Origin of the sequence: Methanolacinia petrolearia DSM 11571 (assembly GCF_000147875.1) — an archaeon.
Taxonomy (GTDB): Archaea; Halobacteriota; Methanomicrobia; order Methanomicrobiales; family Methanomicrobiaceae; genus Methanolacinia; species Methanolacinia petrolearia.
Window position 1 is genome coordinate 2,741,609 of sequence record NC_014507.1, and the last position, 23,850, is coordinate 2,765,458.

The 23,850-nt window shown below is 46.6% G+C and carries 21 protein-coding genes; 12 read left to right on the forward strand and 9 right to left on the reverse strand.

Annotated features, from left to right (window positions below; translation table 11 throughout):
- The first annotated feature begins 10 nt into the window (after positions 1 to 10).
- Positions 11 to 1,297, forward strand: coding sequence for a PKD domain-containing protein (locus tag MPET_RS13790; RefSeq protein ID WP_013330648.1), 1,287 nt, complete (start codon positions 11 to 13; stop codon positions 1,295 to 1,297).
- Between the two features lie 40 nt (positions 1,298 to 1,337).
- On the opposite strand, the gene gpmA is transcribed toward MPET_RS13790, so the two are convergent.
- Positions 1,338 to 2,084 carry a 2,3-diphosphoglycerate-dependent phosphoglycerate mutase gene (gene gpmA, locus MPET_RS13795; RefSeq protein WP_013330649.1) on the reverse strand — a complete coding sequence of 249 codons (747 nt, stop codon included), beginning with the start codon at positions 2,082 to 2,084 and terminating at the stop codon, positions 1,338 to 1,340.
- 19 nt (positions 2,085 to 2,103) lie between these two features.
- On the reverse strand, positions 2,104 to 3,744 hold the full coding sequence (locus MPET_RS13800) for a hypothetical protein (RefSeq protein WP_013330650.1): 1,641 nt from the start codon (positions 3,742 to 3,744) through the stop codon (positions 2,104 to 2,106).
- Between the two features lie 194 nt (positions 3,745 to 3,938).
- Here MPET_RS13800 and MPET_RS13805 point away from each other — a divergent pair, with 194 nt between their 5' ends.
- Positions 3,939 to 5,681: a histidine kinase dimerization/phosphoacceptor domain -containing protein gene (locus MPET_RS13805; protein WP_013330651.1), complete on the forward strand. Its 1,743-nt coding sequence runs from the start codon at positions 3,939 to 3,941 to the stop codon at positions 5,679 to 5,681.
- Positions 5,682 to 5,694: 13 nt separating this feature from the next.
- On the opposite strand, the gene MPET_RS13810 is transcribed toward MPET_RS13805, so the two are convergent.
- The 3 genes from MPET_RS13810 to MPET_RS15185 form a co-directional block, all read right to left on the reverse strand.
- On the reverse strand, positions 5,695 to 6,624 hold the full coding sequence (locus MPET_RS13810) for a hypothetical protein (protein WP_013330652.1): 930 nt from the start codon (positions 6,622 to 6,624) through the stop codon (positions 5,695 to 5,697).
- A gap of 117 nt (positions 6,625 to 6,741) precedes the next feature.
- Complete coding sequence (locus MPET_RS13815; RefSeq protein WP_013330653.1) at positions 6,742 to 7,161, reverse strand: YIP1 family protein; 420 nt, start codon at positions 7,159 to 7,161, stop codon at positions 6,742 to 6,744.
- Between the two features lie 9 nt (positions 7,162 to 7,170).
- A complete protein-coding gene (locus MPET_RS15185) occupies positions 7,171 to 7,368 on the reverse strand; it encodes a hypothetical protein (protein WP_148222246.1) in 198 nt (65 codons plus the stop codon).
- Positions 7,369 to 7,607: 239 nt separating this feature from the next.
- On the opposite strand from MPET_RS15185, the gene MPET_RS13825 reads away from it, so the two are divergent.
- A complete protein-coding gene (locus tag MPET_RS13825; RefSeq protein ID WP_013330655.1) occupies positions 7,608 to 7,901 on the forward strand; it encodes a hypothetical protein in 294 nt (97 codons plus the stop codon).
- 117 nt (positions 7,902 to 8,018) lie between these two features.
- Here the strand turns inward: MPET_RS13825 and MPET_RS13830 are convergent, their stop codons facing one another.
- From MPET_RS13830 to MPET_RS13840, 3 genes are all read right to left on the reverse strand, one after another.
- Positions 8,019 to 8,609 (reverse strand): YIP1 family protein, encoded by a 591-nt coding sequence (locus tag MPET_RS13830; protein WP_013330656.1) that lies wholly within the window; start codon positions 8,607 to 8,609, stop codon positions 8,019 to 8,021.
- A 108-nt stretch (positions 8,610 to 8,717) separates the two neighbouring features.
- Entirely contained in the window at positions 8,718 to 9,026 is a 309-nt protein-coding gene (locus MPET_RS13835) for a hypothetical protein (protein ID WP_013330657.1), read from the reverse strand.
- Between the two features lie 78 nt (positions 9,027 to 9,104).
- Complete coding sequence (locus MPET_RS13840; RefSeq protein WP_013330658.1) at positions 9,105 to 9,899, reverse strand: TrmB family transcriptional regulator; 795 nt, start codon at positions 9,897 to 9,899, stop codon at positions 9,105 to 9,107.
- Between the two features lie 78 nt (positions 9,900 to 9,977).
- Here MPET_RS13840 and MPET_RS13845 point away from each other — a divergent pair, with 78 nt between their 5' ends.
- From MPET_RS13845 to MPET_RS13870, 6 genes are all read left to right on the forward strand, one after another.
- A complete protein-coding gene (locus MPET_RS13845) occupies positions 9,978 to 10,391 on the forward strand; it encodes a hypothetical protein (protein WP_013330659.1) in 414 nt (137 codons plus the stop codon).
- A gap of 38 nt (positions 10,392 to 10,429) precedes the next feature.
- On the forward strand, positions 10,430 to 12,718 hold the full coding sequence (locus tag MPET_RS13850) for an efflux RND transporter permease subunit (protein ID WP_013330660.1): 2,289 nt from the start codon (positions 10,430 to 10,432) through the stop codon (positions 12,716 to 12,718).
- Positions 12,719 to 12,883: 165 nt separating this feature from the next.
- Positions 12,884 to 13,015 (forward strand): hypothetical protein, encoded by a 132-nt coding sequence (locus MPET_RS15625; RefSeq protein WP_013330661.1) that lies wholly within the window; start codon positions 12,884 to 12,886, stop codon positions 13,013 to 13,015.
- A gap of 23 nt (positions 13,016 to 13,038) precedes the next feature.
- Positions 13,039 to 14,565 (forward strand): CHASE4 domain-containing protein, encoded by a 1,527-nt coding sequence (locus tag MPET_RS13860; protein WP_225353888.1) that lies wholly within the window; start codon positions 13,039 to 13,041, stop codon positions 14,563 to 14,565.
- 248 nt (positions 14,566 to 14,813) lie between these two features.
- Positions 14,814 to 16,838 (forward strand): methyl-accepting chemotaxis protein, encoded by a 2,025-nt coding sequence (locus tag MPET_RS13865; protein WP_013330663.1) that lies wholly within the window; start codon positions 14,814 to 14,816, stop codon positions 16,836 to 16,838.
- A 22-nt stretch (positions 16,839 to 16,860) separates the two neighbouring features.
- Positions 16,861 to 17,343 carry a chemotaxis protein CheW gene (locus MPET_RS13870; protein ID WP_148222319.1) on the forward strand — a complete coding sequence of 161 codons (483 nt, stop codon included), beginning with the start codon at positions 16,861 to 16,863 and terminating at the stop codon, positions 17,341 to 17,343.
- A 57-nt stretch (positions 17,344 to 17,400) separates the two neighbouring features.
- Here MPET_RS13870 and MPET_RS13875 read toward each other — a convergent pair whose 3' ends face one another.
- Complete coding sequence (locus MPET_RS13875; protein ID WP_318238904.1) at positions 17,401 to 19,686, reverse strand: efflux RND transporter permease subunit; 2,286 nt, start codon at positions 19,684 to 19,686, stop codon at positions 17,401 to 17,403.
- 169 nt (positions 19,687 to 19,855) lie between these two features.
- On the opposite strand from MPET_RS13875, the gene MPET_RS13880 reads away from it, so the two are divergent.
- From MPET_RS13880 to MPET_RS13890, 3 genes are all read left to right on the forward strand, one after another.
- Entirely contained in the window at positions 19,856 to 21,145 is a 1,290-nt protein-coding gene (locus tag MPET_RS13880) for a COG1361 S-layer family protein (RefSeq protein WP_013330666.1), read from the forward strand.
- A 27-nt stretch (positions 21,146 to 21,172) separates the two neighbouring features.
- Positions 21,173 to 22,510: a COG1361 S-layer family protein gene (locus MPET_RS13885; RefSeq protein ID WP_148222247.1), complete on the forward strand. Its 1,338-nt coding sequence runs from the start codon at positions 21,173 to 21,175 to the stop codon at positions 22,508 to 22,510.
- Between the two features lie 318 nt (positions 22,511 to 22,828).
- Positions 22,829 to 23,815: an AAA family ATPase gene (locus MPET_RS13890; protein WP_013330668.1), complete on the forward strand. Its 987-nt coding sequence runs from the start codon at positions 22,829 to 22,831 to the stop codon at positions 23,813 to 23,815.
- The last annotated feature ends 35 nt before the right edge of the window (positions 23,816 to 23,850 follow it).

Genomic DNA, 23,850 nt, shown 5'->3' on the forward strand with positions numbered 1-23,850 from the left:
GTCTGTTTATTTGGGAATAATCCTGATAATTGCGATCTTTTTAACCCTGATTACACATGCATCGGCGTTGACAACGACATTTACGTATAAACAGGGAGACAAGGGTGATTACCTCAAGGTCTATTTCTACGGAGAGGTCGGTTCCGGAACTGTCACTTTATGGGAATGGGATTTTAATTCCGACGGGATCATAGACAATACTTCGCAAAATCCGGTTTATTCCTTCCCGGTAGCAGATACATATACAGTAAAGCTAACCACTACCTTCGATACAGGGGTAACCGAATCAAGGACGCTGAATATTATTATGAAAGAGCCTGATCTTGAGGCAAGTTTTGCTACATCCGTATCCAGCGGAGAAGCCCCGCTGCAGGTGAATTTTACCGATCTCACTTTAGGGGTACATGACTCGCGCTGGGATTTCGGCGATAAATCGCCGAAGATAGCATTACAGAATCCGAATCATAACTTTACCGAACCCGGCACTTACTGGGTCCTACTTACGGTAACTGGCATCAACGGCAACACCGACGAGTACACAAAAGAGATTGTTGTGAATTATCCCTCCCCTGTTGCACTTTTTACAGCTGATCAAAAATCAGGAAAACCACCGTTAAGTGTTCAGTTCGCCGACAGTTCGACTATATCCTATGGGAAGATCACGAACTGGAACTGGGACTTCGGAGACGGAACATCATCTGAAGAACAAAACCCGTTGCATGAATATTCGCAGCCGGGCAATTATACGGTCACTCTAAAGGTGACATCTGATTATTCCAGGACAAATACCTCCACGAGGACAAATTTTATTATAGCTACAAGCGGCATTACGGCATCTTTTAAAGCAGAGGAGACAAGCGGCGAGATTCCGTTTATCGCGAAATTCACAAGCAGAATTCCTGCAAATATAGAGGTAAAATCATATCACTGGGACTTTGAAGACGGAACATCGACTGTGGCAAATCCGGTACACACATTCAGGAAGCCGGGAATCTACAACGTCTCCCTTACTGTAACTGACATCGACGGGGAGTCCTTTACGGTGACAAAAGAAGACTATATCACGGTTGAAAGAAAAGCAGCAGGAAATGAGGTTTGGGTAAATAATACTGAAAATACGAATAACAATAAAAACGAAACGACCGGATTAAATATCCTGGCAGATTCAGGAAATGTAACCAAAATGCTGGATAATCCGGGAACCGAATTCATAAGGAATGAATCAATGCGATTCCAAAATTTCTTCGGAGAATGGCTTCGCCTGATTATGGAAATTTTAGGTCTGAATAAAAATTAAAATCCCCCTCTTAGGAGGAAGATAGAATTTTCAAAAATAATTATTTTGATTTGCCCTGCTTTTCTACAGATTTTATTGCGGCTTCAATCTCTGCCTGGTCGCCAAGATAATAATGGCGTATAGGTCTGAGGTTTTCATCAAGTTCATAGACAAGGGGAACTGCAGTTGGTATATTCAGCTTGGGAATCTCATCGTCCGCGATATTATCGAGATGCTTGACTAGTGCACGAAGGCTGTTTCCGTGTGCCGCTATAAGGACTCTTTTACCGGATTTAATCGCAGGAGCAATCTCTTCGTTCCAGTAAGGAAGAAATCTCGCAACAGTATCCTTCAGGCATTCCGTAAGGGGATATTCCTCTGGCCTGAGATCTCCGTACCTGGGATCTTTTTTTGGGTTTCTCTCATCCTCCTCGTCGAGAGCAGGCGGAGGGATATCATAACTTCTCCGCCAGATAAAAACCTGTTCGTCCCCGTATTTTGCCGCGGTCTCCGATTTATTAAGCCCCTGCAGGGCCCCGTAATGACGCTCGTTGAGCCTCCATGATCGCGAAACGGGAATCCACATCAGGTCCATCTCGTCAAGAGTTATCCATAATGTCCGGATCGCCCTTTTGAGAACCGAGGTATACGCAACATCGAACGTATACCCCCCGGCCCTAAGCAGTTTTCCGGCATTATGGGCCTCATCAAGCCCTTTTTCCGACAGATCGACATCGGTCCATCCGGTGAAACGGTTTTCCCTGTTCCATGTGCTCTCGCCATGACGGAGCAGTATTAGTATATACATCTTTTCCAACCGCCCCGGACTACGGATAAGTCAGTACTGCAGTACCGCTACCCGACGTCTGTGCACTATCAACTTCCACGCCTTTATCATTGTACAAATAAATTGAAAGCGTACCGCCGGCTCCACTATCAAGTATGCTGGCCGATATCGATACAGTTCCACTGAATGATCCGAGTTCTTTATCCGGCAGAGTTCCGTAAATCACGCTCTCCCCCGATTCATCCGTTATTGTAGTAGTTCCGCCGTTAACGGTATAGGTGCCGGACCATTCTCCTGGATAAAATACGCTGAAGTACCAGTTCCCGTACGTCTCAGATGTATTTGTAGTGCCGGTGCTGACGCCTGCAAGCTGACTTGTGCCTGAAGATGAGGAAGACTGAGAGTTTCCTCCGCCTGACACCCCGCTGCTGCCGCCGTTGCCGCTGAACATTCCGCTGGAAAATGCAAAACCGGCAACCGCTATTACAGCGATAACTGCAACGGCAATTATGATGATCTTCGGCTCGGGCATCCTGCTCTCCTTATAGCCGTAGGGATCATTATAACCTCTGCCCTTTTGTGCCCTTTTCATTGCCTTCTGCCGTTCTTTCTCGGCTCTGGCCTGTTCTTTCATACGGGCCTTATCCGCCTTCGCCTGCTCCTTCATCATGGATTTCTGTCCCTTCGGGGACATCGCGCCTCCCTGTCCGTACCCGTAGGCACGATCATCTGCAAGGGATATTCCACCGTCGCGGGGAGGATATCCGGGCTGCTGCCCATATCCGCTGTGACCGGATGTAGGTGGCGGAGGAGGACTTACAAATCCCCTGTCTCCAAAATTCTGCTGCTGCGGTGCAGGTGGAGGTGAAAACTGCTGGCGATCTGCCTGTTGTCTCTGGGGAGGAGCCCCGGAGAAAGACTGCTGATGCATTGCCTGCTGCTCAACTTTTCCCCCGCAGGAGGGGCAGAATGCTGACCCGGAAGGAACTTTCGCACCGCAAAAACGGCAGAAGATCGGTTTTTCATCACCTGAAGACGGCCCCTGGCGATAAGAAGACTGCGGAGAGGCCGGAGGCTGGGAAAAACCCTGCTGCATCTGGTGCCTTTCTTCTGGCGGAATTCCCTGACGCGCCTGGCTGCGGAAATCCTGCTGTCCATAATAGCTGTCTTCAGCAGGAGGCTGGGAAAATTCAGGGGAGGGAGGAGCATACGGATTCTCTGAACCCATGCTGAACAGATCGGCGTCCCGGTTATGCGCCGGCGGCGCAGAAGGCTCTGTTTTAGGGGGCATACCTCCTGAGAACTGGTTTTGCCCGCCTGCCGAATTCCGGGGAACCATACCGCGGGACATGGATTTCAAATCTTCAACCCAGTCGTCCCTTTCTGCGTACCTGTAGTCACCTGCCTGAATAAATTTGAGGATGAGGTCGCCTACCTCGCCCGAGGGTTTTTCTATTGAAAATTTTATGGCAGGTGTTCCCGATTCATCGGAGGAGGGCTGGTAATCTTTGACAAGATTCAGGGGAAAAACGAGCTCCTTTCTCTCCTGTATTGAATCGGTTTTTTTTACGAAAATTATTCTTTTGCTGGTTAAAAATGCGTCAAAAGGGACATTTTTAACATTTACTCCGGGAGATATTTTGACGAGTTCTTCTCCCGGCCTGAGATTCGGTCTGTACATATTATGAATTTATAATTGTATCCCGTCATTCATTAATCTAATTCAAAAAGAGAGTTTTGATCCATAAGGGGTATCCATAACAACGGATGATTTTCCCGGATGGTCTCCGGGGGAACAACAAATAAATATTAGTTTTTAGCAATAACCTCCTGTTTATTTATAACCGGGCGGGGGGATCGGGGTGTTTTATACCTATGGCAGGAAAAGGGTATTCATGGAACTCTTCATCATTCGTTTCGGGCCTTAATGACAAGAAAGACTTCCTTATTGCAGCATCGCTTTTAACGGCATTCATCTTAATTGCGGTCTTCTATTCTTTCGGTTATACAACCGTAACCCCTCACCTTATGGACGTCCCGATAATTCTCTGCGCCTTTTTTTATCCGAAGCGGGGAGTTGCAGCCGCCGTTATTCTCTCGGCAGGATACGTCCTGATGGCTGCACTGCTGACAGGGTTCTCCGGGATCGAGATAATATATGCCATGGGAAGAGCGGTTATTTTCATAATGATAGGCACCGTGGTTTCATTCATCTCCGAAGGATTCAAAAACGAAAAAAAGAGATATTCGGATCTTTTCAACAATCTCTCGGACACCACCTATATCACCAGCTGTACAGCGGACGGCGAGATAGGAGAGATAATAGAATGCAATGAAACCACATTTAAAAACACGGGATATAAAAAAGAAGAACTTATCGGAAAACCTGTCTCTACCCTGATCAGCGGCACCGTTCCTTCCCTCAGGAATACCGGAAATGAAACTGACGATACAAAAAAGATCAATGCCGAGGGGATCTTTGTCATTGAAACAGGACACAAAAGAAAAAACAGGCCTTCGTGTCCCGTAGAGATGAAAATAAGAAGTTCATTCTTTGACAAAAAACCCGTTTTCATAATAACGGCCAGGGATATATCCCTGAGAAAGGAGACGGAGAATAAACTGACGGCACAGGCAAAATTTCTCGAATCGCTTATCGAGACCATTCCGATACCTTTTATGTACAAAGATCACGATCTCAGGCATACGATGTGCAATACCCCCCTCCTGAACAGCCTGTATCTTAAGAAGGAGGATTTCATCGGTAAAACAGTCTATGATGTCCTGCCGGCTGAATGCGCAGATGAGATCAACAAAATGGATCTCGAAACTATTTCATCCCACCAGCCTGTCTCAAAGACATTCACTATTCCGCTGGAGAACGGGAAAGAATATGTGACTCTCGTCAACACAATGGCAGTCTTCTCCGAAGAAGAATTTTCAGGAATAATTACAATCTCACAGGACATCTCGAACCTGAAGAAGGTAAAAGAGGACCTCAGGCGATCACTTGAAGAGAAGACGATCCTGCTGCAGGAGGTCCACCACAGGGTGAAGAACAACCTTGCAATTATAATAGGATTCCTTTCGATGCAAAAGACGCTTATGGACGATGAGGAGTGTATAGAGGCGATTGCAGACGCTGAAAACAGGATTTATTCACTCGCTGCCGTGCATGAATCAATATACCTCTCGGAAAATATATCAGAGATCGATGCCGGAGATCATTTTAAAAACCTGATCGGGAGTATTCTTACAACGTGCGCCGAAGATTCGACAATCAGATATTCAATCGATACAGGCGGCTGCAAAATGGATATCAGACAGGCAATTCCTGCAAGCCTCATAGTTAATGAGATAATCACCAACTCTGTAAAATATGCATTCAGGAACCGTAAATCAGGGAATATATCACTTAAACTGCACAAGGATGAAAATGGCCGATTCAATATGGTGATCTCGGACAATGGTATCGGTCTTCCGGAAGACTTCGATCAATCAAAATCGCATACTCTCGGGATCAAGGTAATAAACAATATCGTCAGGCTCCAGCTAAAAGGAGATGTCAGTCTCATATCAGGATCTTCCGGGACATCGTGGAATATAATCTGGAAATAAAAATTAGGATTTTTTATCTGCGCAGTCTTGCTGAAACCAGGCAGAATACTCCGAAAATTGCAGAAAACGCACAAACAGTTGTAAATCCAGGTGTTGCCGGAGTTGCCGCCGTCGTTGAAGCAGGTGTCTGGTAATCGGTCTGGACGGTCGTTGCAGGCGTTGTCACTGCGGTCACCATGCTGGTCGGTTCCTCCGTCAGGCCTTCGGTTTCAAGGGTTTCCACTTCATTCAGAATAATCGTGCTTCTCTGGGTGATATAGATTGTAAAGTCTGAGACAGCCTGCGGTCCGGCCATAATCACATCAGATGAACTGCATTGCGATGATTCACCTTCACCTGAAACAAAGGTAATCAGCGGGATGTACTGCAGAGTCGCGTTATCCCACCCGAATACATGGGTGGTCCCGGGGTACATATCCGCCGATTCGACTTCCAAACCGTCCCTTTTAACTGTAACCGATGCACCCGAGGCCTCACAGATGGTTCCTTCACATAGCTCGCAATCGGATTCGGCTATATAGGAAATTTCATAATTCTTATAGAACGGAGATACCAGCCTTGTCGGGTCACCGTAACAGGCAATAATCGGTTTGGTCGTCAGACCTGTAGAGCCTATCTTTCCGATGGTAATCCATTCCCCTCCGGGTCCGCCCATTATAGTGACTTCAACCGAGTCACCCTGACTTAAGTCTTTGAAAACCGAAGGGTTTGAGGTAGTTCCGGTTACAAAATTATTTTTAAGGCTGCTCTTTCCATAAGTTATCCATTCGCCACCCTCGTATACGGAGGCTACATTGACTATAATCCTGTCATATGAGGGTTCGAGTTTCGAGATCGAGCCCATATACTTTTCCTCAAGAAGCACTGCGGAAGCTGGTGAACAGATAACAACCGCAAATACGACAATAAGGGCTGCTATCAGGGTCATTCTTATATTCTTCATTTTATCAAATCCTCCTTTGGTCGTGAGAGTCCGAAACAATCCGGACAAAAACCATGTCAATTACTATGGGGTAACTGATAAAAAAACCTGTGGTAAATAAAGGAAAAAAAAGAGGAATCAGATAAGGCCTGTGAGCCCCAGGATTCCGCCGATGAATGATGCAATAACAACCGCAAAGAGGATCATTCCGATCAAAACCAGAACTATCGGAATTAAAACAACAAAAACCGCTTTCCCGGTTGAAAATTCCTGTAATTCACGAATTCCGAGAACTAAAAGAACAAGCGTCCAGATCCCGGCGATAATGTTGACATAGGGGATCCAGCCCAGGATAAAGTATGGCGTATGTGCATACATTACGGTTTTAATCGTCTGAACATAGCCATTGCCCCCGTCAAACATAAGTACAAAGCAGTGAAGCATCAGACCGCAGACAAATATCGAGAAGAGACCGATGACGAAAGCGGTATAGATCACAAAAACATCGAAAGAGATCAGGAACGAACTGAACGAGGAGAAGTCAGATACCCACTGCATTCCGGGAACCTAGCTGAGGGCGTCGATCGTTGAACTCATGAAGTTCATATCCATTACAACAGCGACAATTCCGTACAGGATTGTGAAGATCACAAACAGTACAATGTAGTACTGGTAAGCTGCACCAAGGCTTTCACCTTTGTGAGCCTGAAAGGTTTCGACAGGTTTTACAAGGAAACCTTTTAGTTTTTCACTAAAGGATGACATAAAGAGAAAATAACATACGTTATATAAATAGTTTCCTGTGAATCCGAAATCTGCACAACCATCCGGACGTATTCTGCAGAGAAAGTAATAAAAAACAGTAAAATTATAACAGGACATCCTGTAAATATTTTTAACTCGCCCTGTTATGGATATAGAATCGATATTTTTGCCGAAGGAGACAAAATCCATATATTCTCCAACTGATTATAGGAATTTGTAAATTTAATTTTGGAGGAATTATGAGCGTAATTAAACGATTTGGCGTCTTATCCGTAGCAAAGATCTTTGCAGCCATAAGCCTTGTCATCGGCCTGATTGCAGGAATATTGCTTCTTCTGTTCGGAGGACTTATAACACTCTTTATGGGGCCGTATGCGCCCCAGGTGGCAGTTGGCGTAGGGCTTGGTGTTGTGGCAGTCATTATCCTGGCGATTGGCGGTGCCATCGGTGGTTTAATATACGGTGCAGTAGTAGCATTCATTTACAATCTCGCTGCAGGCTGGTTCGGCGGAGTCGAGATTGACCTGGAGTAATTCCGGGATCCATAAAAACCCTTTTTATTGTGATAACATTTCTTTTAAGTTGATATTCATCCGAAGTTACAGAAATCAGCCAGATAAGAGGTTTTTTTCAAAAAAAGAGAGAATTGGTTAATAGTAACCTGCCGTCGTAACAGCCGCCACAAGGAAGAAACCGATGAGCAGTATGACAAGAACCATTATGATGATTATCGGCAGTATAATCGCTAGTACCGCTCTTGCAGTCGACATCTCCTGGATCTCTCTTATAGCAAGAATTTCGAGTATAAATGCCCATATGCCCGCAATTATACCTATAATCGGAATCCATCCGAGAAGCATGCTCGGAGTTGAGGCATAGATCATCGCTGCAGTGGTCTTTGTGAATCCCTGCTTTCCGCCAAGAATTACAACGAAGATATGGACGATTATACTCTGTATGAACAGGGCGACTATGCCGATGATGAAAAAGAAGATTATGATACCGACTATCATCCCCAGACCCATACCAAGACCCATCCCTGCACCACCAAATCCGGGAATGGCGGCCATGTTAGATCCCATACCCAGACCGGCGATGAGGCCGTAAAGCACAGAGAAGATCAGGAGAAGAACAAGATAATACTTGAATGCTTCGCCGAATTCCTCGGGCTTATATTTGTTAAAACTCTCAACAGGATTTAAAATGAATCCTTTGACCCTTTCGACAAAATCCAGTGCCATGATATCTAATATCCCGGCAAGTATTTAAATATTAGACCCGGCAACGGTTTTTCTCCGGATGTTATGCAATTTATCATGTAAAAAAAGGTTTTCCACCCGGATAAAGGATTACTTCTTCAGCGCCTTCTCAAAACCCTCGGCAATATCTTCTATGGTTTTATCGATCTTCTCTTCAGCTTTTTTCACTTTTTTTGCAAGATGCTCTCTTCCTTTCTCCGTAGTGATCAGCGCCTTTCCGACACCGAAGAGATCAGTGAGATTTTTAGATATGGACGATTTGAGTTCTGCAACTTTTTCATCGAAATCCTCGACATTTCCATTGTCCTCATCTGTGCCCTGCCCCGGAGCCGCATCCTCCGTGATCTCCTCGTCATCAAGCCATCTTCCCTTTTCAAAGTGTCCTTTCTTTTCGGCCATAACTCTCATACTCCTCTGTAATCTGTGTATATTATCCTGAACTTTACAGGAATAAATACCTTAAGTGCGGATGATCGGTCAGGGAAGAACGAGATCGCTATTATTTTCAAGAATATAAAGAAACGAGCGTATCATATAGCACAACTCAGGAATTTCAATAATGTGTCCGATAATATTCCCGTTCTCTTCTTCAACAACCATGCTTATTCTCCTGTCGAAAATGTAAAAACAACTGGCCGCCTTATGATTCCTGAACCCTCCATTTTTCATGTAATCGTCTTTAATATAATCATTCATATTCTTCAGGAATTCAATGATCCTGTGACTGTTTTTATGAACATCAAGTTTCATCCCGGAAAAGGCTTCCAGATTAAAAGTATGAATCTCGATATTAACCCTTTTTCTGACCTTCTGGAGGTCTTCAAGAACGCGTTTTACGGACTTGGGATCTTCGGACATTATTATGATCTCCTTTTCTGCATTCTGGATCAGTGTCTTTAACCTGTTCTGGACCCCTACCTCGCTCCTGATAGTCCACATCTTTGCCGGCGGCAGCGATTCGTACTGGATTTCGGACAGGTAATCCCCGGCTTCGGAAATTTTGCGATCCATCTCGGTTTTCAGTGGATTTAATACTTCAAAAGGCTTTTCCGCACAATAACTTGCAGGCGTCCCTTCCCCGACGAAGATATACCCCTTATCCGCAAGCGATCTCAATATAGAATATATCCTCCCGTGCGGTACTCCCGATATGCTGCTGACTTCTCTTGCCGTTGCATTCCCGAGTCCGATAAGAGCAATATAGGCTCTTGCCTCGTATTCGGTAAATCCTATGCCGGCAAGGGTTTCGACAATCTCCTTCTTGATCTCCATAATGCAACTCCAAAAGTTGCACTTGATTATTAATAACTTTAACCCATATTAGTACTGAGCAGCATTAAGGTGGCAAAAATGCCGGAAACAATTATTAACAAATCCAATTGCCCAAATCTCGAAACTTCGGCTGTCTGGGAGGAGGCCGGATTCATCCCCCCGGCCTTCTGCCGGACAGTAATCGAATTCCTCCACAGACTTTATAATGATGATATCGAAAATATCTATGACATCGATATCGCCAGAGATCAGATCTGTGATACTGGTGAAAAAACCACCTCAGGCTGCTCGGAATATATTTTTACCGACAGGGAGAGAATGTATCACTTTGCAGATGAGATGAATATACCTGCCGGAGAGATGAATGACACGGAGATTGCAGATGAAATTATTTGCAGGCTTATAGATGAATACACTGGGGATAAATTTGCCTTTACAGACAGATCAGGGATTATGGAAGTCCTTTATAAAATTTCCACATGCATCGCGTAAAATTCTGAAAAATACCTGTAAAACGGAGTGTAGAAGTTTTGAAATCGCCTTTTGAGATAATTGCCAATGTCATTAACAGGCATACTTTAATTGTTGCCGGTCTCGTCGTGGGGGTAATGCTTTTTGCACTATACGGTGCCTCGATGACGACAATGAAGACCGGTACCGACACTTACCTTTATACTGACGAGCCGGTCGGCTCGCTCCTGATTCACTACGAGGAAGAGTTCGGATCAGACTCGGTCATATTGATAATTGAAGGAAGCGACGTCACATCTCCGGCAGTAGTGAATTACCTGGAAGAACTTGAAGCAGACATTGCCGATGAACGGTATATCGCAAGTGTAACCGGTCTGCCAGATCTAATAAAAAGCGTAAATAACGGGGTGATCCCCCAGTCCCAGGCAGAAATAGATGCCTGCATCAGTTTATTACCCGAGGAATATTCTGAAATGGTTCTGCCTTCCGGGACGATGACACTCATGTCCGTACCTCTTGAAACAGGCTACCCGGAGGATGCAGAAGAGAGCATCGTAAATACGATAAATTCAATTATTGAATCGTCAAATCCTCCCCCCGGAATTTCCGTATCGGCATCGGGCTCTCCGGCATTCAGTGTCGAGATGAAAGAGGACATGCAGAAGAACATGGGCACGCTCATTGGTCTTGCAATGCTCCTCATGATTGTTGCAATGGCACTGCTTTTCGGCCATGTAAGGTACAGGATGCTCCCCGTACTGATTGTATTCTGCGGGATAATATTGACATTCGGCGTTATGGGGCTGGCAGGGATAGCCCTGACTTCAATAGTGATTGCCGCTTTCCCGGTACTTATCGGAATTGGAATAGATTACGCGATTCAGTTCCAGTCCAGGTTTGACGAAGAGCGGAGACGCTCTTCTATTACCGATGCGGTAAAGACAACTATTACAAGTTCGGGGCCTGCAATCCTCCTCGCGATGATTGCAACAGCCCTCGGATTCGCAGCTCTTTCTCTTCTTGCACCATCTCCGATGGTCTCCGATTTCGGAACTATCTGTATCGTAGGAATTGCCTGCTGTTACCTTTGCGCAATGATCATAGTACCGACTTTTGCAAAACTGGTAAATTACACACCGAAGAATACGGGAAGCTCCTCCGATAATTCCGAATCCTGCGTCCTTGAATGGAAAGAGTGCAATGAAGCCGGCAAGGCTCATAAAAGTAGTAAAAATGTTTCATTCATGGAGAGGTACGATGAACTGCTGGGAAGGCTTGCGGAAAAGATTGCCAGACACCCGGGACCGATACTGATTATCTTCCTGATGGTCGCAATCGTCGGGTTCCAGCTCGATTCCAAGGTAATCATCGATACGGACGAAGATTCGATGGTGGACCAGAATATGCCCGCACTTATAACGATGAACAAGGTTACAAGCGTTATGGGCTCCACGAGTACAATTACTGCATATGTGAAGGCGGATTCCATACTTGACTATAACACGCTCAAATGGATGGATGATTTCGGGGAATATGCCGTTTCGAAGCATGACGATCTGACCGGCGCGACAAGCATTGCAACCTACATAAAATCCTACAACAACGGGGTAATCCCCTCCGATAAAAAGACACTGGAAGATGTCTGGGAGAGCATCCCAGAGAGCACTAAAGAGAGCTATGTCAGCGGAAAAACCGAAGCCGTCATAGAATTCTCGATGGAGGATATCTCAATTCCCGCAACCCAGGAGCTCATTGCCGATATGGAGGCTGATCTCAACTGGTATACGATGCACCCGGGGATGGATGTGACATTTACGGGCCAGATGTATATGTTCAGCGACCTGATCAACGGCATCAAAGATACCAAAAACCCGATGACTTATCTCGGTTTTGTCCTGATATTCATATTCCTGCTGCTTGTTTACAGGAAATATACAGCAATATCTCCTCTTGTGCCCATCGTGATGATCGTCGGATGGAACGGTCTGATAATGTACTCTCTCGGCCTCACATATTCCCTGCTTACGGCGACACTGGGGGCAATGACAATTGGTGTGGCCTCCGAATACACAATCCTGATTATGGAGAGGTTCGAGGAGGAAAGAGAGAAGGGTGTGGGAACTTATGTAGCAATTCAGACCGCAATCCAGAAGATTGGAACTGCAATCTCAGTCTCAGGCCTTACAACGGTTTTCGGGTTTTCTGCCCTTCTGCTGGCGACATCCCCGATTATCCAGAACTTCGGAACCGTTACAGTTATCACTGTAGGCTTCTCACTCGTTGGAGCAATAGTGGTAATGCCCGCCGTAATTACCATATTAGAAAGATTCAGGCCTAAAGAGGCCTGATGCTCCTATTAAATTAAATCTGTCATCCAAATCCCAAAAACTCCATAATAACAATACTTTTTCAAGATCGCTGCCCGGCTGTTTTGCCGAAACATTATTTTACGGAAACTTATTATAGAACGCTGAAAAATAAACGATCCTTCAAAGGCTAGGGGGCGCTTCAGGATGACACTCAGGAGAAAACTGCTAACTGCAGCCATAATAATTACATTTTTCACAATTCTGTCTGTTTCAATTATTACACAGTTCATATTCCTCGATCAGGTCAGGAACTTCAGGGGCTTGCAGGAATTATAAACGAACGGATCAGAAGTGAGGAGATTGCCGCAGCCGGTTGGTCGAACCGCGACGACACTTATGAATTCGTCCAGGATGGAAATGAAGATTTTATCCGCTCGTCGCTTGGAAATCAAACATTTTTTTCGGGAAAAGTAAATATAATGCTCTTCCTGAATGAAAGCGGAGACGTCGTTTACGGGCATGCCTTTGATCCGGACGACGATACTGTGACCGGGATTCCCGAAGACTTCAAAAAGAACCTGATCGACCACGGCATTCTCTACAACGACACATCAGACTTTGAATCATCGGCAGGCATTCTTGTTCTGAACGAATCCGTCATGCTCGTCTCAGCATATCCAATCCATACCGGCACCGGTGAAGGCCCGGCAAAGGGAGTCCTGATACGGGGCACATACATTGATCCGGAAGAAATGGCAGATGAAACAGGATCAAATGCCGTTTCGCTTACCATCGGAGGGACATCCGGTCACACTGAGGGTAACGGTTATTCTCCCGTGGATGAGGGAATTGTATTCCACATCAAAGAAGGGAGTTTTCCTAGGAATCCAGGCAGAATTCATGCCGCCACAACAACAGATGATCTTTACGGCGACCCTGTAGTGCTGGAAAGCGAGACGGAAAGGATCATGTATACACAGGGATTCACGGCCCTCGTCTATATTTTCTTTGCAATAATCGTTATCACAATCATCTCTGCTGCATTTTACCTGATTGTCATCCGCAAATCCGTTTTCATGCAGCTTGAAAGACTCGGCAGGGATGCCGGTGAAATTGCGGAGAACAAAGACCCCGGAAGTAGAATCGACTTTAAAGGCAACCCCGAATTCATGCAGCTCGCCGAATCCATCAATAAAATGCTGTGTTCGCTGGAGGATGCAACATGCGGGAAGATGGAGAGCGAAATGAAATACGGGGATCTCTTCGATTCGAGCCTTGACGATATAGTATTAACGGATCTCGAAGGCATGATCCTGGATGCAAATCCTGCATTTTTGAATATGAGCGGAATCGCCGAGGTCTTAAAAGAGAATTCGGATCGGTCTGTCTGCTTATTCGGTGTAATTGAAAAAGAATGCAATCCGGATGCCGTCGAAAAAATGCTGGATCTATGGGAAAAGGTAAATAAACCCTTTAAATTCGAGACAGGGATTCTGAATCTTAAAACGGGCAGTCTGCCTGTAGAAATAACATCCTGGCCGCTGAGTGATGAGAAAGGAATCATAAAGGGCCTGTGGTGGCTGGTCAGGGACATTAGTGAAAAGAGGGCAATCGAAGAGATCAGGAGCAATGCCATCTCCCGTATCGAGGACAATATCGAAAAGATGGCAATTCTCAATGACGAGATCAGAAATCCGCTTGCCATAATCGTGGGACTTGCAGAGATTAAGTGCGGGGCAGCATCGGAAGAGATCATCAGGCAGGTGGAAAAGATCGACCAGATAATCAATCTTTTAGACCGCGGATGGCTGAGTTCGAAGAAGGTCCACGAATTCCTGAAGAAGCAATATCTCCAGGACAAAGAGCTGAAAAAATCCCAAAAATAAATTTTTTAAGTCCCGGATCCGGTTTTTTCATAAGAATTATTTTGCATGTATTACGGTTTGCTATATACGTTACTATTTTATTCTGAAACTGATGATAGAAAAAAACCCAACAAGGGTTGCCAAAGAAAACAGAACTGAAAGGTTGCCTCCATATGCCTGGGGGGGATGTATATCTGCCGAATCTTTGGTAAATTTGAAATAAAGGCAGAAAAGGGCATCGACGCAGCCAGACATGGAGGAATAAAATAATGTCAATCGAAGCATTTGAAAAAACAATTGAGAATGCCGTAGATAAAGGCATCTATGAAAAAATGGATCTATCGGGTCTTGAACCCGAATTCAGGCGATTGGGCGGGATGGTAAACAGTCTTCTCGAAAAGCTGGAAGAGTCGGGAGATGCTCTTTCAGCAGCCGGAGAACAGATGGCGGATTTTGCTTCAGGAAAATTTACCGTAAGTGATGGGGTAAGATCAAAATGTCCGTCTCCTGTTATTGAAAATGCGGATAATCTTGCAATGACCCTGAACGCCTTCTGTTCGGCCGGGCGAAAAAAATGCGAAATACTCTCCGACGCAGATTTTTCGGCCAGAATTGAATCTTCGGAGTTCAAAGGGGGTTTTGCTGAATTTACAGACGCTTTCAACAGGATACCGGAGAATTTCAGTGAGTCGTTCGGGCTTACACTGGATTACCTTGGAATGATTGCAGAAGGAAAGGTCCCGGATAAGATAGACAAAGGTCTAAACGGGGGATTCAGTGTTCTCAGGGATCACTTCAACGACTGCATCAACGGCCTTAACGGACTAAAAGAGGCTGAAAAAATTCTGAAGATGATGTCGGTCAACGATTACACCGATTCGTTCCATGGTGAATACAAGGGAGTCTATGGAGATATCGGAAAGGAGATCAACATTGTCCAGACGAGACTGAAGACTGTCATAGACGTCTGTGTAAGGACAAGCAACGGGGATCTTTCAAAACTGGGCGAACTTGAACCGATCGGCAGGAGAAGCGAACATGACGAGCTTCTCCCCGCAATCATACTCATGATGAAGTCCGTCCAGAAGATTATCGACGAAATCGCCCTACTCAGCGAACACGTTGTCAACGGCAGTCTTGCCGAACGGATCGATGTGAACGATCATAAGGGTGCATACAAAGATGTGGTGACAGGTGTCAACGAGGTCCTGAACGCTATCGTGACTCCGCTTAACGAGGCCATCCGGGTTTCAGACAGCCTTGCAACTGGTGATTTTTCAGAGAGATTCGACAACAGGATCAATACAAGAGGCGACCTCCAGAGATTCAGGGACGCAATCAACAATGTAGGAGTTTCAGTCTCCAGGGCCATCGATTCTGCAAACGACATCTCCAACCAGGTTGTAATAAGCTCAAACGAGGTCTCGAAAGGTGCCGACGAAGTCGCAAAGGCCTCTGAAGGAGTAGCAAACACCAGCCAGATCACAGCCAACCTTACAAAAGAACTGCTTGGAAAGATCGAGGAGATCAATCACCAGATTGCAGACCTTTCGGCATCTAACGAGGAGATCGCCAGCACTTCGCAAGAGGTCTTCAATGCAGCGAACGATGTCGTCGAGACAGGAAAGGAAGCACAGAATCTCGGAAACGACGCCAACAAGAAGATGACGAATGTCGAAGTCATTGCCAAAGAGAGCGTCGTCGAGATCGAGGACCTTAAGGATAAGATCAAAGAAGTCTCAAACGTAGTCAAGGTCATAAACGATATCACCAGCCAGATCAACCTTCTTGCACTGAACGCGGCAATCGAAGCGGCCCGTGCAGGCGAACACGGACGTGGATTCGCGGTTGTTGCAGGCGAGGTTAAGAACCTTGCCGGGGAGGCCAGGACTGCGGCAGATTCCATAGGAAACGTCGTTTCGACGGTCCTGACCAGCAGCGAAAAGACTGCAGTTGCAATCAAATCCGCGAACGAGGAGATAATCGAAGGTGTGGGGAGCGTGAACAATGCGATCGAAGCACTGAACACGATCATCAGGAATGCAAGCCAGGTTTCACATGACATAGGGGAGATCACCAAGGCTATCGAAGACCAGGCGAACATTGCAAACAACGTTGTCCGGATGGCAGATCAGGGCACTGTCATGACGAATAAAGTGCAGAAAGAGGCTGAAGAACTCGCAGCTCTGGCAGAGGAGGCAAGTGCGTCGACAGAAGAGATCGGAAGCGCCATTCACGAGGTAAATGCGCTCTCCAATCAGCTCAAAGAAGAGATGAGCCATTTCAGGACATAAACAAGCAGGAGATATGGTAAATATGGCAATAATCGATGTAGTCCAGTTCGAGATCGGTGGAACAATGTACGCACTCGACATACAGCTTGCAAGGGAGATCGTGGAGATGATCCCGATAACTCCCATTCCACGGGCACCGCCCCACATTGCCGGGATCATCAACCTGAGGGGCGAGATCACAAATATCCTGAACCTTAATTACCTCATGGGTCTTCAAATGAAAGACAACAAGGAAAACCAGAAGATCATCGTACTTGTTCCGGAAGCTGCCGGCGGCTCGAATGTCGGCATGATCGTAGACGATGTCAGGAGTGTTCTCCAGATATCCGATGACAATATAGACCAGATGGATGCCTCGATGTCAAAGGAAACCTATGTCAAAGGCATTATCAAACTTGGAAACAATGAGAGCGAAAAGAAGGACCTCGTCATCTGGATCGATATTGCCAAAATCCTGTCCGACACACTGGGTACGGGCAGTTCCGGCGTGAATAGTCCCGGTTAATCCTTCAATGGGAACAATCCCTTTTTCCACTTTTTAACAGAGATCTGTGTATTGAGATCAGACAACAATTTTCTTTCTCTCAAAACGGCCTTCTGCCTTTGCAAGAAGCACGAGGACTGCGGGCATTATCACTATCGCTCCAATAAGGGAGAATCCGACCGCTATTACCGTTGAAAGTCCGAACGAAGATACAATAGGGAATGAGGACAACATCAGCGCTGAAAACCCGCTCGCAGTCACCAGACCGGATACAGTTACGGCAGAACCTATCTTCTTCACAGCCATCTCGATAGACCCTGTCCGGTCCCCGGATTTGTCATACTCTTCGGTATAACGCTCCATGATCAGGATGGTATATTCGGACGCAACACCGATCGTCATCGAGCCGAGACAGGCGCTTATCGGATTGTATTCCATACCGAGAATCAGCATCGCGACGGTATTCCAGCCGACTATGCAGATGATCGGCACAATTGGCGTTGCAGCAACCACCCGCCTGTATGCGATCAGAAGAAACAGCAGGATCAGGATAAAACCTGTGAATGTCATCCTGTCCTTGCTGTCCGCGATCATCGTTACAAGGTTGGTGTAGAGATCGAAGTCCCCGGTCGGAAAAAGGGCGATGGAAGGCGGAGGATCGAGCCACAATACGTCTGTCTCCACGGAATCCTTTAACTCACCCTGTTCATTCATAGTAAGGCTTATCGTCGAGAAAGAGACAATCCCCTCATCAGGTTCCTGGAGATACGGGGAGATCTTGTCATCCGGGATCGAGGCCAGTATCTCATCGAGATCCTCCTGGTTGTCCGGGATCTCCCCGTTGTTATATTCACTGATCACCGTAGCTATGCTGTCGACGGATGTTACCTCCTGGTGAGCGGAGACAACGAAGTCCCCGAACCGTCCAATCCACTGCACCACTTCAACGGAAGACAAATCATCTCCCTTGATATAGAACGGCATAGGCGTGACAGAACCTGCGACCGCTTCAACCTTGTCGAGCGAGAGCTGTGCCGGGAGATCTGCAGGAGCCATATCCTTTGTGCTTGTATCGATAGGGATCGTCGGATCGAGCGCTATGCCTGCATAGGCAATGGAGATCGATATGATCAGTATCGGAATGAACACCCGGATTATTCTTCTCGCCGCCTTTCCGAGGGCAAGATCGTAGCTGCGCATAAGGTTCTGCCCCGCCCCCTTTTCTTCAGTCTTGGGGACATAACCCGTAAGCGTGGCAATGGCAGGAAAGCCGAAGAGCGATGTCAGGTAGCTGCAGGAGACCCCGATAATTGCAACCAGCCCGAAGGTTCTTATCATCGGGATAGGCGTCAGAAGCATTGCAATGAATCCCATGGTCGTCGCGAGCATGGCAAGAAGAACAGCCGGTCCGGTATTAGATACGGTCTCCGAAAGTGCAGCCTGAACGGACAGGTCTTTGCGCCGCTCCTCGTCGAAACGGGCATGGAACTGGACCGCATAATCTATTCCGAGACCCAGGAGGATCGGAAGAGCGGCGATAGCACCGTTGTTCATGGGAATGCCGAATAACCCCATCATTCCGAAGGTATAGACAAGACTGAACATCAGGAGAACAATCGGGAGGTACCAGTACCGCATATTGGAGAAGAGAATTGCAAGAACTATAAACATCAGGATAAATGCACCGGCAACGAGCACCACGCCCGACATAACCATCTCGGTCTGCATCTCCACATTATACGGGGTGTTGCCGGTAATCTCTATGCTCACGCCCGGAGGAAGGACGGCGCTGTCGACAATCGAGGTTACGCCCGGAAGAACGGTAGACGATACGTCTGTCGAAACACCTTCCTCAAGCATCACATATGCAAGAGCGGTTTCACTATCCGGGACCAGTTCGTTAACGGTATCTTCCGGGAGCATCGCAAGGTATTCGTCTATCAGCTCCTGGTCTCCCGGCAGAACACCCCCGTTCATCTCCTTCAAAACATCGGCGACCGATGTGGCGGACGAGATATAATTGAGTCTTTCGATCTGCTCCTCCATCACGAGGAGATCCTGCATCAACTCGTAATCCGTCGGGTTTGAGGTCTGGATAAGCAGAATGTAGGTATCGGAAACAAAATTGCTGTTGTATTGATCATAGATTATTCCTTTGGGGGTGGACTTGTCAAGGTACTGGTCCGACATCGACTGGGACTGGAGACCTGTCATGAAACACATGGCTAAAACGAAGATCACCAGCATTACGGCGACAATCGTTCTCGGGTGACGGTAGATTCCCCCTCCGATCTTCCCGTAAGCCGAGTTCAGCCTTCCCGTAAAAAAACCTCCATGTATAATGCCCCGGATATTGGTTTTGATTCTGCCTTATGCAGAATTATCTCCATCCGGGGCATCGCTGAATAATGATTCTTGTTAGTACTATAAATGAATGTGGTTTTAAATACCCGGCACTTTACGGCCGTAAACCATGGTTCTTTAAAATTGTTTATATGCCATACCGACATAATTTCCAATCGGGATAGATATCATGAAAACGGGAAAAGGTCTGATTTTTTTATTGCTTATTCTTGCAACGTGCATTGCAGCACCGGCTGCTGCAGGCGATAAATATTATACGAACGGTCCGGACATCTCCGCCGCGATTGAAGGGACAAACGAACTATCACCAGGTACAGATACTACAATAGTAATTTACGTCGAAAACCGCGGCCTGATCGACCTGAAACTGGTAGAGACTACGGATATAACACCAGACTATCTCCCGACGACGGCAAAGGGGTTGACGGCAACTCTTAAAAGCGGCATTTCTCCGGTAACAGTAAAATCAGATCCGCAGATTGTGGGCGACATCCCTGAGGGCTATTACAAACCGACGCAGTTCTCGATCAATATTCCCCAGGACGCAAAAGAAGGGGATTACGAACTGATGCTCCAGGTAGATTACGAATACATGTACAAAACAGATCAGACGGGAACGGATGCAATCTCATACAGGTTCAAAAAGGTCTCAAAAGATATTCCCGTCCTGATAAAGATCAAACCGTCGGTCCAGCTTGAGATCTCAGACGTCGATACATCCGGCCTTTATGCAGGCGGCGAAGGCTACATCTCGATGAATATCACAAACAGCGGCTCGGACACCGGGAAAGAGACTGCAATATATATCAATCCTGTAGGGAAGAACCCGGTGACTCCGATTGAAAACAGCATATATGTCGGCGAATTCAAACCGGGCGATGAGATTAATGCACGCTTCAAGGTTTCTGTCTCCAGTGATGCAGACCCTTCGCAGACATATCCAATCGAGGTCTACGCGGGCTATAAGAATTACGAGGAAATGAGCTCCCAGACTGCAACGACATCCATAGGTGTCGGATTCACCGGAAAGATCAGCTTCGAATCCGTTGGTGAGCCTTCAGTCGCATATGCGGGAGAAAACTCCCTGATATATGTTACATACAAGAACACCGGGGATGCAACCGCATACCAGGCAGAAGGAAGAATCAGCGTAGTGGACCCATTCTCAAGCGATGACGACAATGTATATCTCGGAGATCTTGCGCCCGGAGAATCGGCACAGGGAATCTATAAGGTGAAGGTCTCTTCCGACGCCACGATCAAGCAGTATGCACTCGACTCCGAGATCAGGTATAATGATGCGGAAAACAACAACTACGTTTCAGACACTGTAAAAGTTATCGTGGATGTCCAAAATGACAGCAATACGACAATAATCATTGCCGGGATTATCATCGCCTTAGTAATCATTGCCGCAGCCGGATTCATGATAAGCCACAGAAAAAAGAACAGTGAGTAACCGGATAAGGGTATTCCAATGAATTGCATGGCTTCAGAAAATAAAAACCGGAATACTGCGGCAATGGGAAAGCCGGCCGTCTTTTTAATCTCCGTAATACTCCTGATGCTTTTCGCAACAGGACCTGTTGCTGCAGGCGAGAAGTTCGTGTGGAGTGAGCCCTTCCTCTCCGCGACGATTACAGGCTCAAACGAGTTCTACCCGGGAAATAACTACGAGATCGAGATCGTCATTGAAAACATGGCCGAGGACACGAACGAGATCCTGACCCTTTACCCGAATTTAGTGCCTGTACCTCCCTCGGCTGCTCTCGGAACCGAGGTGACACTTCTCCCGGGAGATTCATCGGCAGTGATCAAAAGCGGAAGTTACATGGTCGGGGATATACTCAAAGGTGAGTCCGCAACAGTCAGTTATATTGTGTATATCCCGGAGGATGCGAAGGCAGGAAACTATAATCTCTCGCTTGTGACAGATTCGGACTATCTCTCGTACGGTTATCTCATAACGGAATCCGAGATAAGATACGACTATGGAGAATCTGTACAGGTGATAAACATCCCCGTAAAGATCAAAGGAAAGATAATTCCCGGGATCATTTCGGTCGACTACGAGAATCTTGACTCTGGGAAGCAGGGATATATCGGTTTGACATTCAAAAACGACGGTTATGCATACGGCAAAAATGCCGAGGCTATACTCACGTTTCCCGTGGGCAGCCCCGTAACTCTTGAAGAAGGAAGTGTTTTTATCGGAAACATCTCCCCCGGGGAGACAAAGAACGCACGCTTCAAGGCACAGGTGAACGAAAGCGTTAATTCCGGTGAATATCCTGCAGATTTCATAATATCGTATACCGACGAGTACGGGAACCAGGCTGAATCTGACGATGTGACAGTGGGTATAAGCACGGGGGCCGGACCGAAGTTCGAGGTCGTGACTGAAGATATCACCATATCACCGGGAGAGACCAGGAAAATCAGTGTCACCTACAAAAACACCGGAGATGCAACCGCATACGATGCAAGTTCCAGAATAACGGCAAATGATCCTTTTACAGCCGTATCCGACTCTGCAATGCTCGGCGAGATTGCACCCGGGGAGACCGTGACGGCCGAATATACCATCTCTCTCGACAGGACTGCAATAATCAAACCCTACGGCCTGAACACCGAGATAAAATATTACGACAAACTCGACAATCTTTGCCTTTCCGACGAGCTGAAGGTGGAGATTACGGCAGAGGACAGGTTCGATATCGTATCCGCAATCACGAACCCTGTCGTTGTTGCGATACTGATGGCAGCAGTTCTCCTGGGGATCTATTATATCTACAGGAAAGAAAGCAGAGAACACGAGGATTAACCGATTATCCCCAAAAAATAACTATTTTATTTCCAAACTTTTCAGCAGACAAGCCGCCGGGTTCATTGATTTAGAACTGCGCTACAGACTCCTGCCATTTCCAATTCAGTAAAAAAAACACACTTGAAAATTTTATTTGAGTGACAGGATCACGTTTTCCGGCTGAATCCTGTTCCCGGTGATTGAACCACGAATTGCCAACATACCCCTGTAAAATTCCGGGAATTTAACCGAAAGCATCAGGATCATTTATATAAGAATCCAAAAAATAGTGAAAGGACCTCACAAGAGCATTATTTTTGATTTCAGGAGGTAAAAATGGATTCAGAAATTGAAGAACTAAACAGAAAAGCATCAAAATATTCAGAACAACTCAACAATATCAAGAATGAAGTAAAAAAGACAATTGTAGGCCAGGATGAAGTCATCGAAAGGCTCCTTATCGCCCTTTCCGCCGGCGGGCATGTCCTCCTCGAGGGAGTGCCGGGGATTGCGAAAACCCTGACCATCAAGACTCTTTCCGAGTGCATAGATACTGATTTCTCACGTATTCAGTTTACACCCGACCTCCTGCCTTCCGACATTGTCGGAACCAGAATCTACAACCACCAGAACGGAGAGTTCAGTACGGTTAAAGGGCCGATATTTGCCAATTTTATTCTCGCAGACGAGATCAACCGTGCACCCCCGAAGGTCCAGTCGGCACTCCTCGAAGCCATGCAGGAGTACCAGGTTACAATACAGGGCAGCACGTTTCCGCTGACAAATCCCTTCTTCGTACTTGCAACCGAAAACCCGATCGAATCCGAAGGAACATATCCCCTCCCCGAGGCTCAGGTCGACAGGTTCATGCTTAAGGTTATGATGACCTATCCCGAACTTGAAGACGAAGTCACCGTTTTAGACAGGTTCACCGGGGGATATACGGTAAGACCTGAAAAAGTAATCTCCGCCGACAAAATAATCGAAATCCGGAGATTCGTAAAGGAGATCTACGCAGAATCCGAGATAAAAAAATACTGTGCATCGCTGGTCGACGCTACCCGCAATCCCGGGAAGTACGGTATCGATGCCGCGAATTACATCTCGTGCGGGGCATCGCCGAGGGCCTCGATCTATCTCGTCCTCGGGGCGAAGGCACATGCCCTTCTTATGGGAAGGGGCTACGTCACACCGCAGGATGTTAAATTCATAGCGCCCGATGTGCTCAGGCACAGGATCCTCCTTACATATGAAGCGGAAGCCGAAGGCGTCACTTCGGATGACCTGATAGAGAAGATACTGCAGTCGGTTACTGTTCCCTGAGGCCGCCCGGGCATCATGGAGGAATCAGGGATGAA

Bases quoted from the DNA above. Each gene is read 5' to 3' on its own strand.
- gpmA (WP_013330649.1), bottom strand. From the start codon at position 2,084: ATGTATATACTAATACTGCTCCGTCATGGCGAGAGCACATGGAACAGG.
- MPET_RS13800 (WP_013330650.1), bottom strand. From the start codon at position 3,744: ATGTACAGACCGAATCTCAGGCCGGGAGAAGAACTCGTCAAAATATCT.
- MPET_RS13805 (WP_013330651.1), top strand. From the start codon at position 3,939: ATGGCAGGAAAAGGGTATTCATGGAACTCTTCATCATTCGTTTCGGGC.
- MPET_RS13810 (WP_013330652.1), bottom strand. From the start codon at position 6,624: ATGAAGAATATAAGAATGACCCTGATAGCAGCCCTTATTGTCGTATTT.
- MPET_RS13815 (WP_013330653.1), bottom strand. From the start codon at position 7,161: ATGCAGTGGGTATCTGACTTCTCCTCGTTCAGTTCGTTCCTGATCTCT.
- MPET_RS15185 (WP_148222246.1), bottom strand. From the start codon at position 7,368: ATGTCATCCTTTAGTGAAAAACTAAAAGGTTTCCTTGTAAAACCTGTC.
- MPET_RS13825 (WP_013330655.1), top strand. From the start codon at position 7,608: ATGAGCGTAATTAAACGATTTGGCGTCTTATCCGTAGCAAAGATCTTT.
- MPET_RS13830 (WP_013330656.1), bottom strand. From the start codon at position 8,609: ATGGCACTGGATTTTGTCGAAAGGGTCAAAGGATTCATTTTAAATCCT.
- MPET_RS13835 (WP_013330657.1), bottom strand. From the start codon at position 9,026: ATGGCCGAAAAGAAAGGACACTTTGAAAAGGGAAGATGGCTTGATGAC.
- MPET_RS13840 (WP_013330658.1), bottom strand. From the start codon at position 9,899: ATGGAGATCAAGAAGGAGATTGTCGAAACCCTTGCCGGCATAGGATTT.
- MPET_RS13845 (WP_013330659.1), top strand. From the start codon at position 9,978: ATGCCGGAAACAATTATTAACAAATCCAATTGCCCAAATCTCGAAACT.
- MPET_RS15625 (WP_013330661.1), top strand. From the start codon at position 12,884: ATGACACTCAGGAGAAAACTGCTAACTGCAGCCATAATAATTACATTT.
- MPET_RS13865 (WP_013330663.1), top strand. From the start codon at position 14,814: ATGTCAATCGAAGCATTTGAAAAAACAATTGAGAATGCCGTAGATAAA.
- MPET_RS13870 (WP_148222319.1), top strand. From the start codon at position 16,861: ATGGCAATAATCGATGTAGTCCAGTTCGAGATCGGTGGAACAATGTAC.
- MPET_RS13880 (WP_013330666.1), top strand. From the start codon at position 19,856: ATGAAAACGGGAAAAGGTCTGATTTTTTTATTGCTTATTCTTGCAACG.
- MPET_RS13885 (WP_148222247.1), top strand. From the start codon at position 21,173: ATGGCTTCAGAAAATAAAAACCGGAATACTGCGGCAATGGGAAAGCCG.
- MPET_RS13890 (WP_013330668.1), top strand. From the start codon at position 22,829: ATGGATTCAGAAATTGAAGAACTAAACAGAAAAGCATCAAAATATTCA.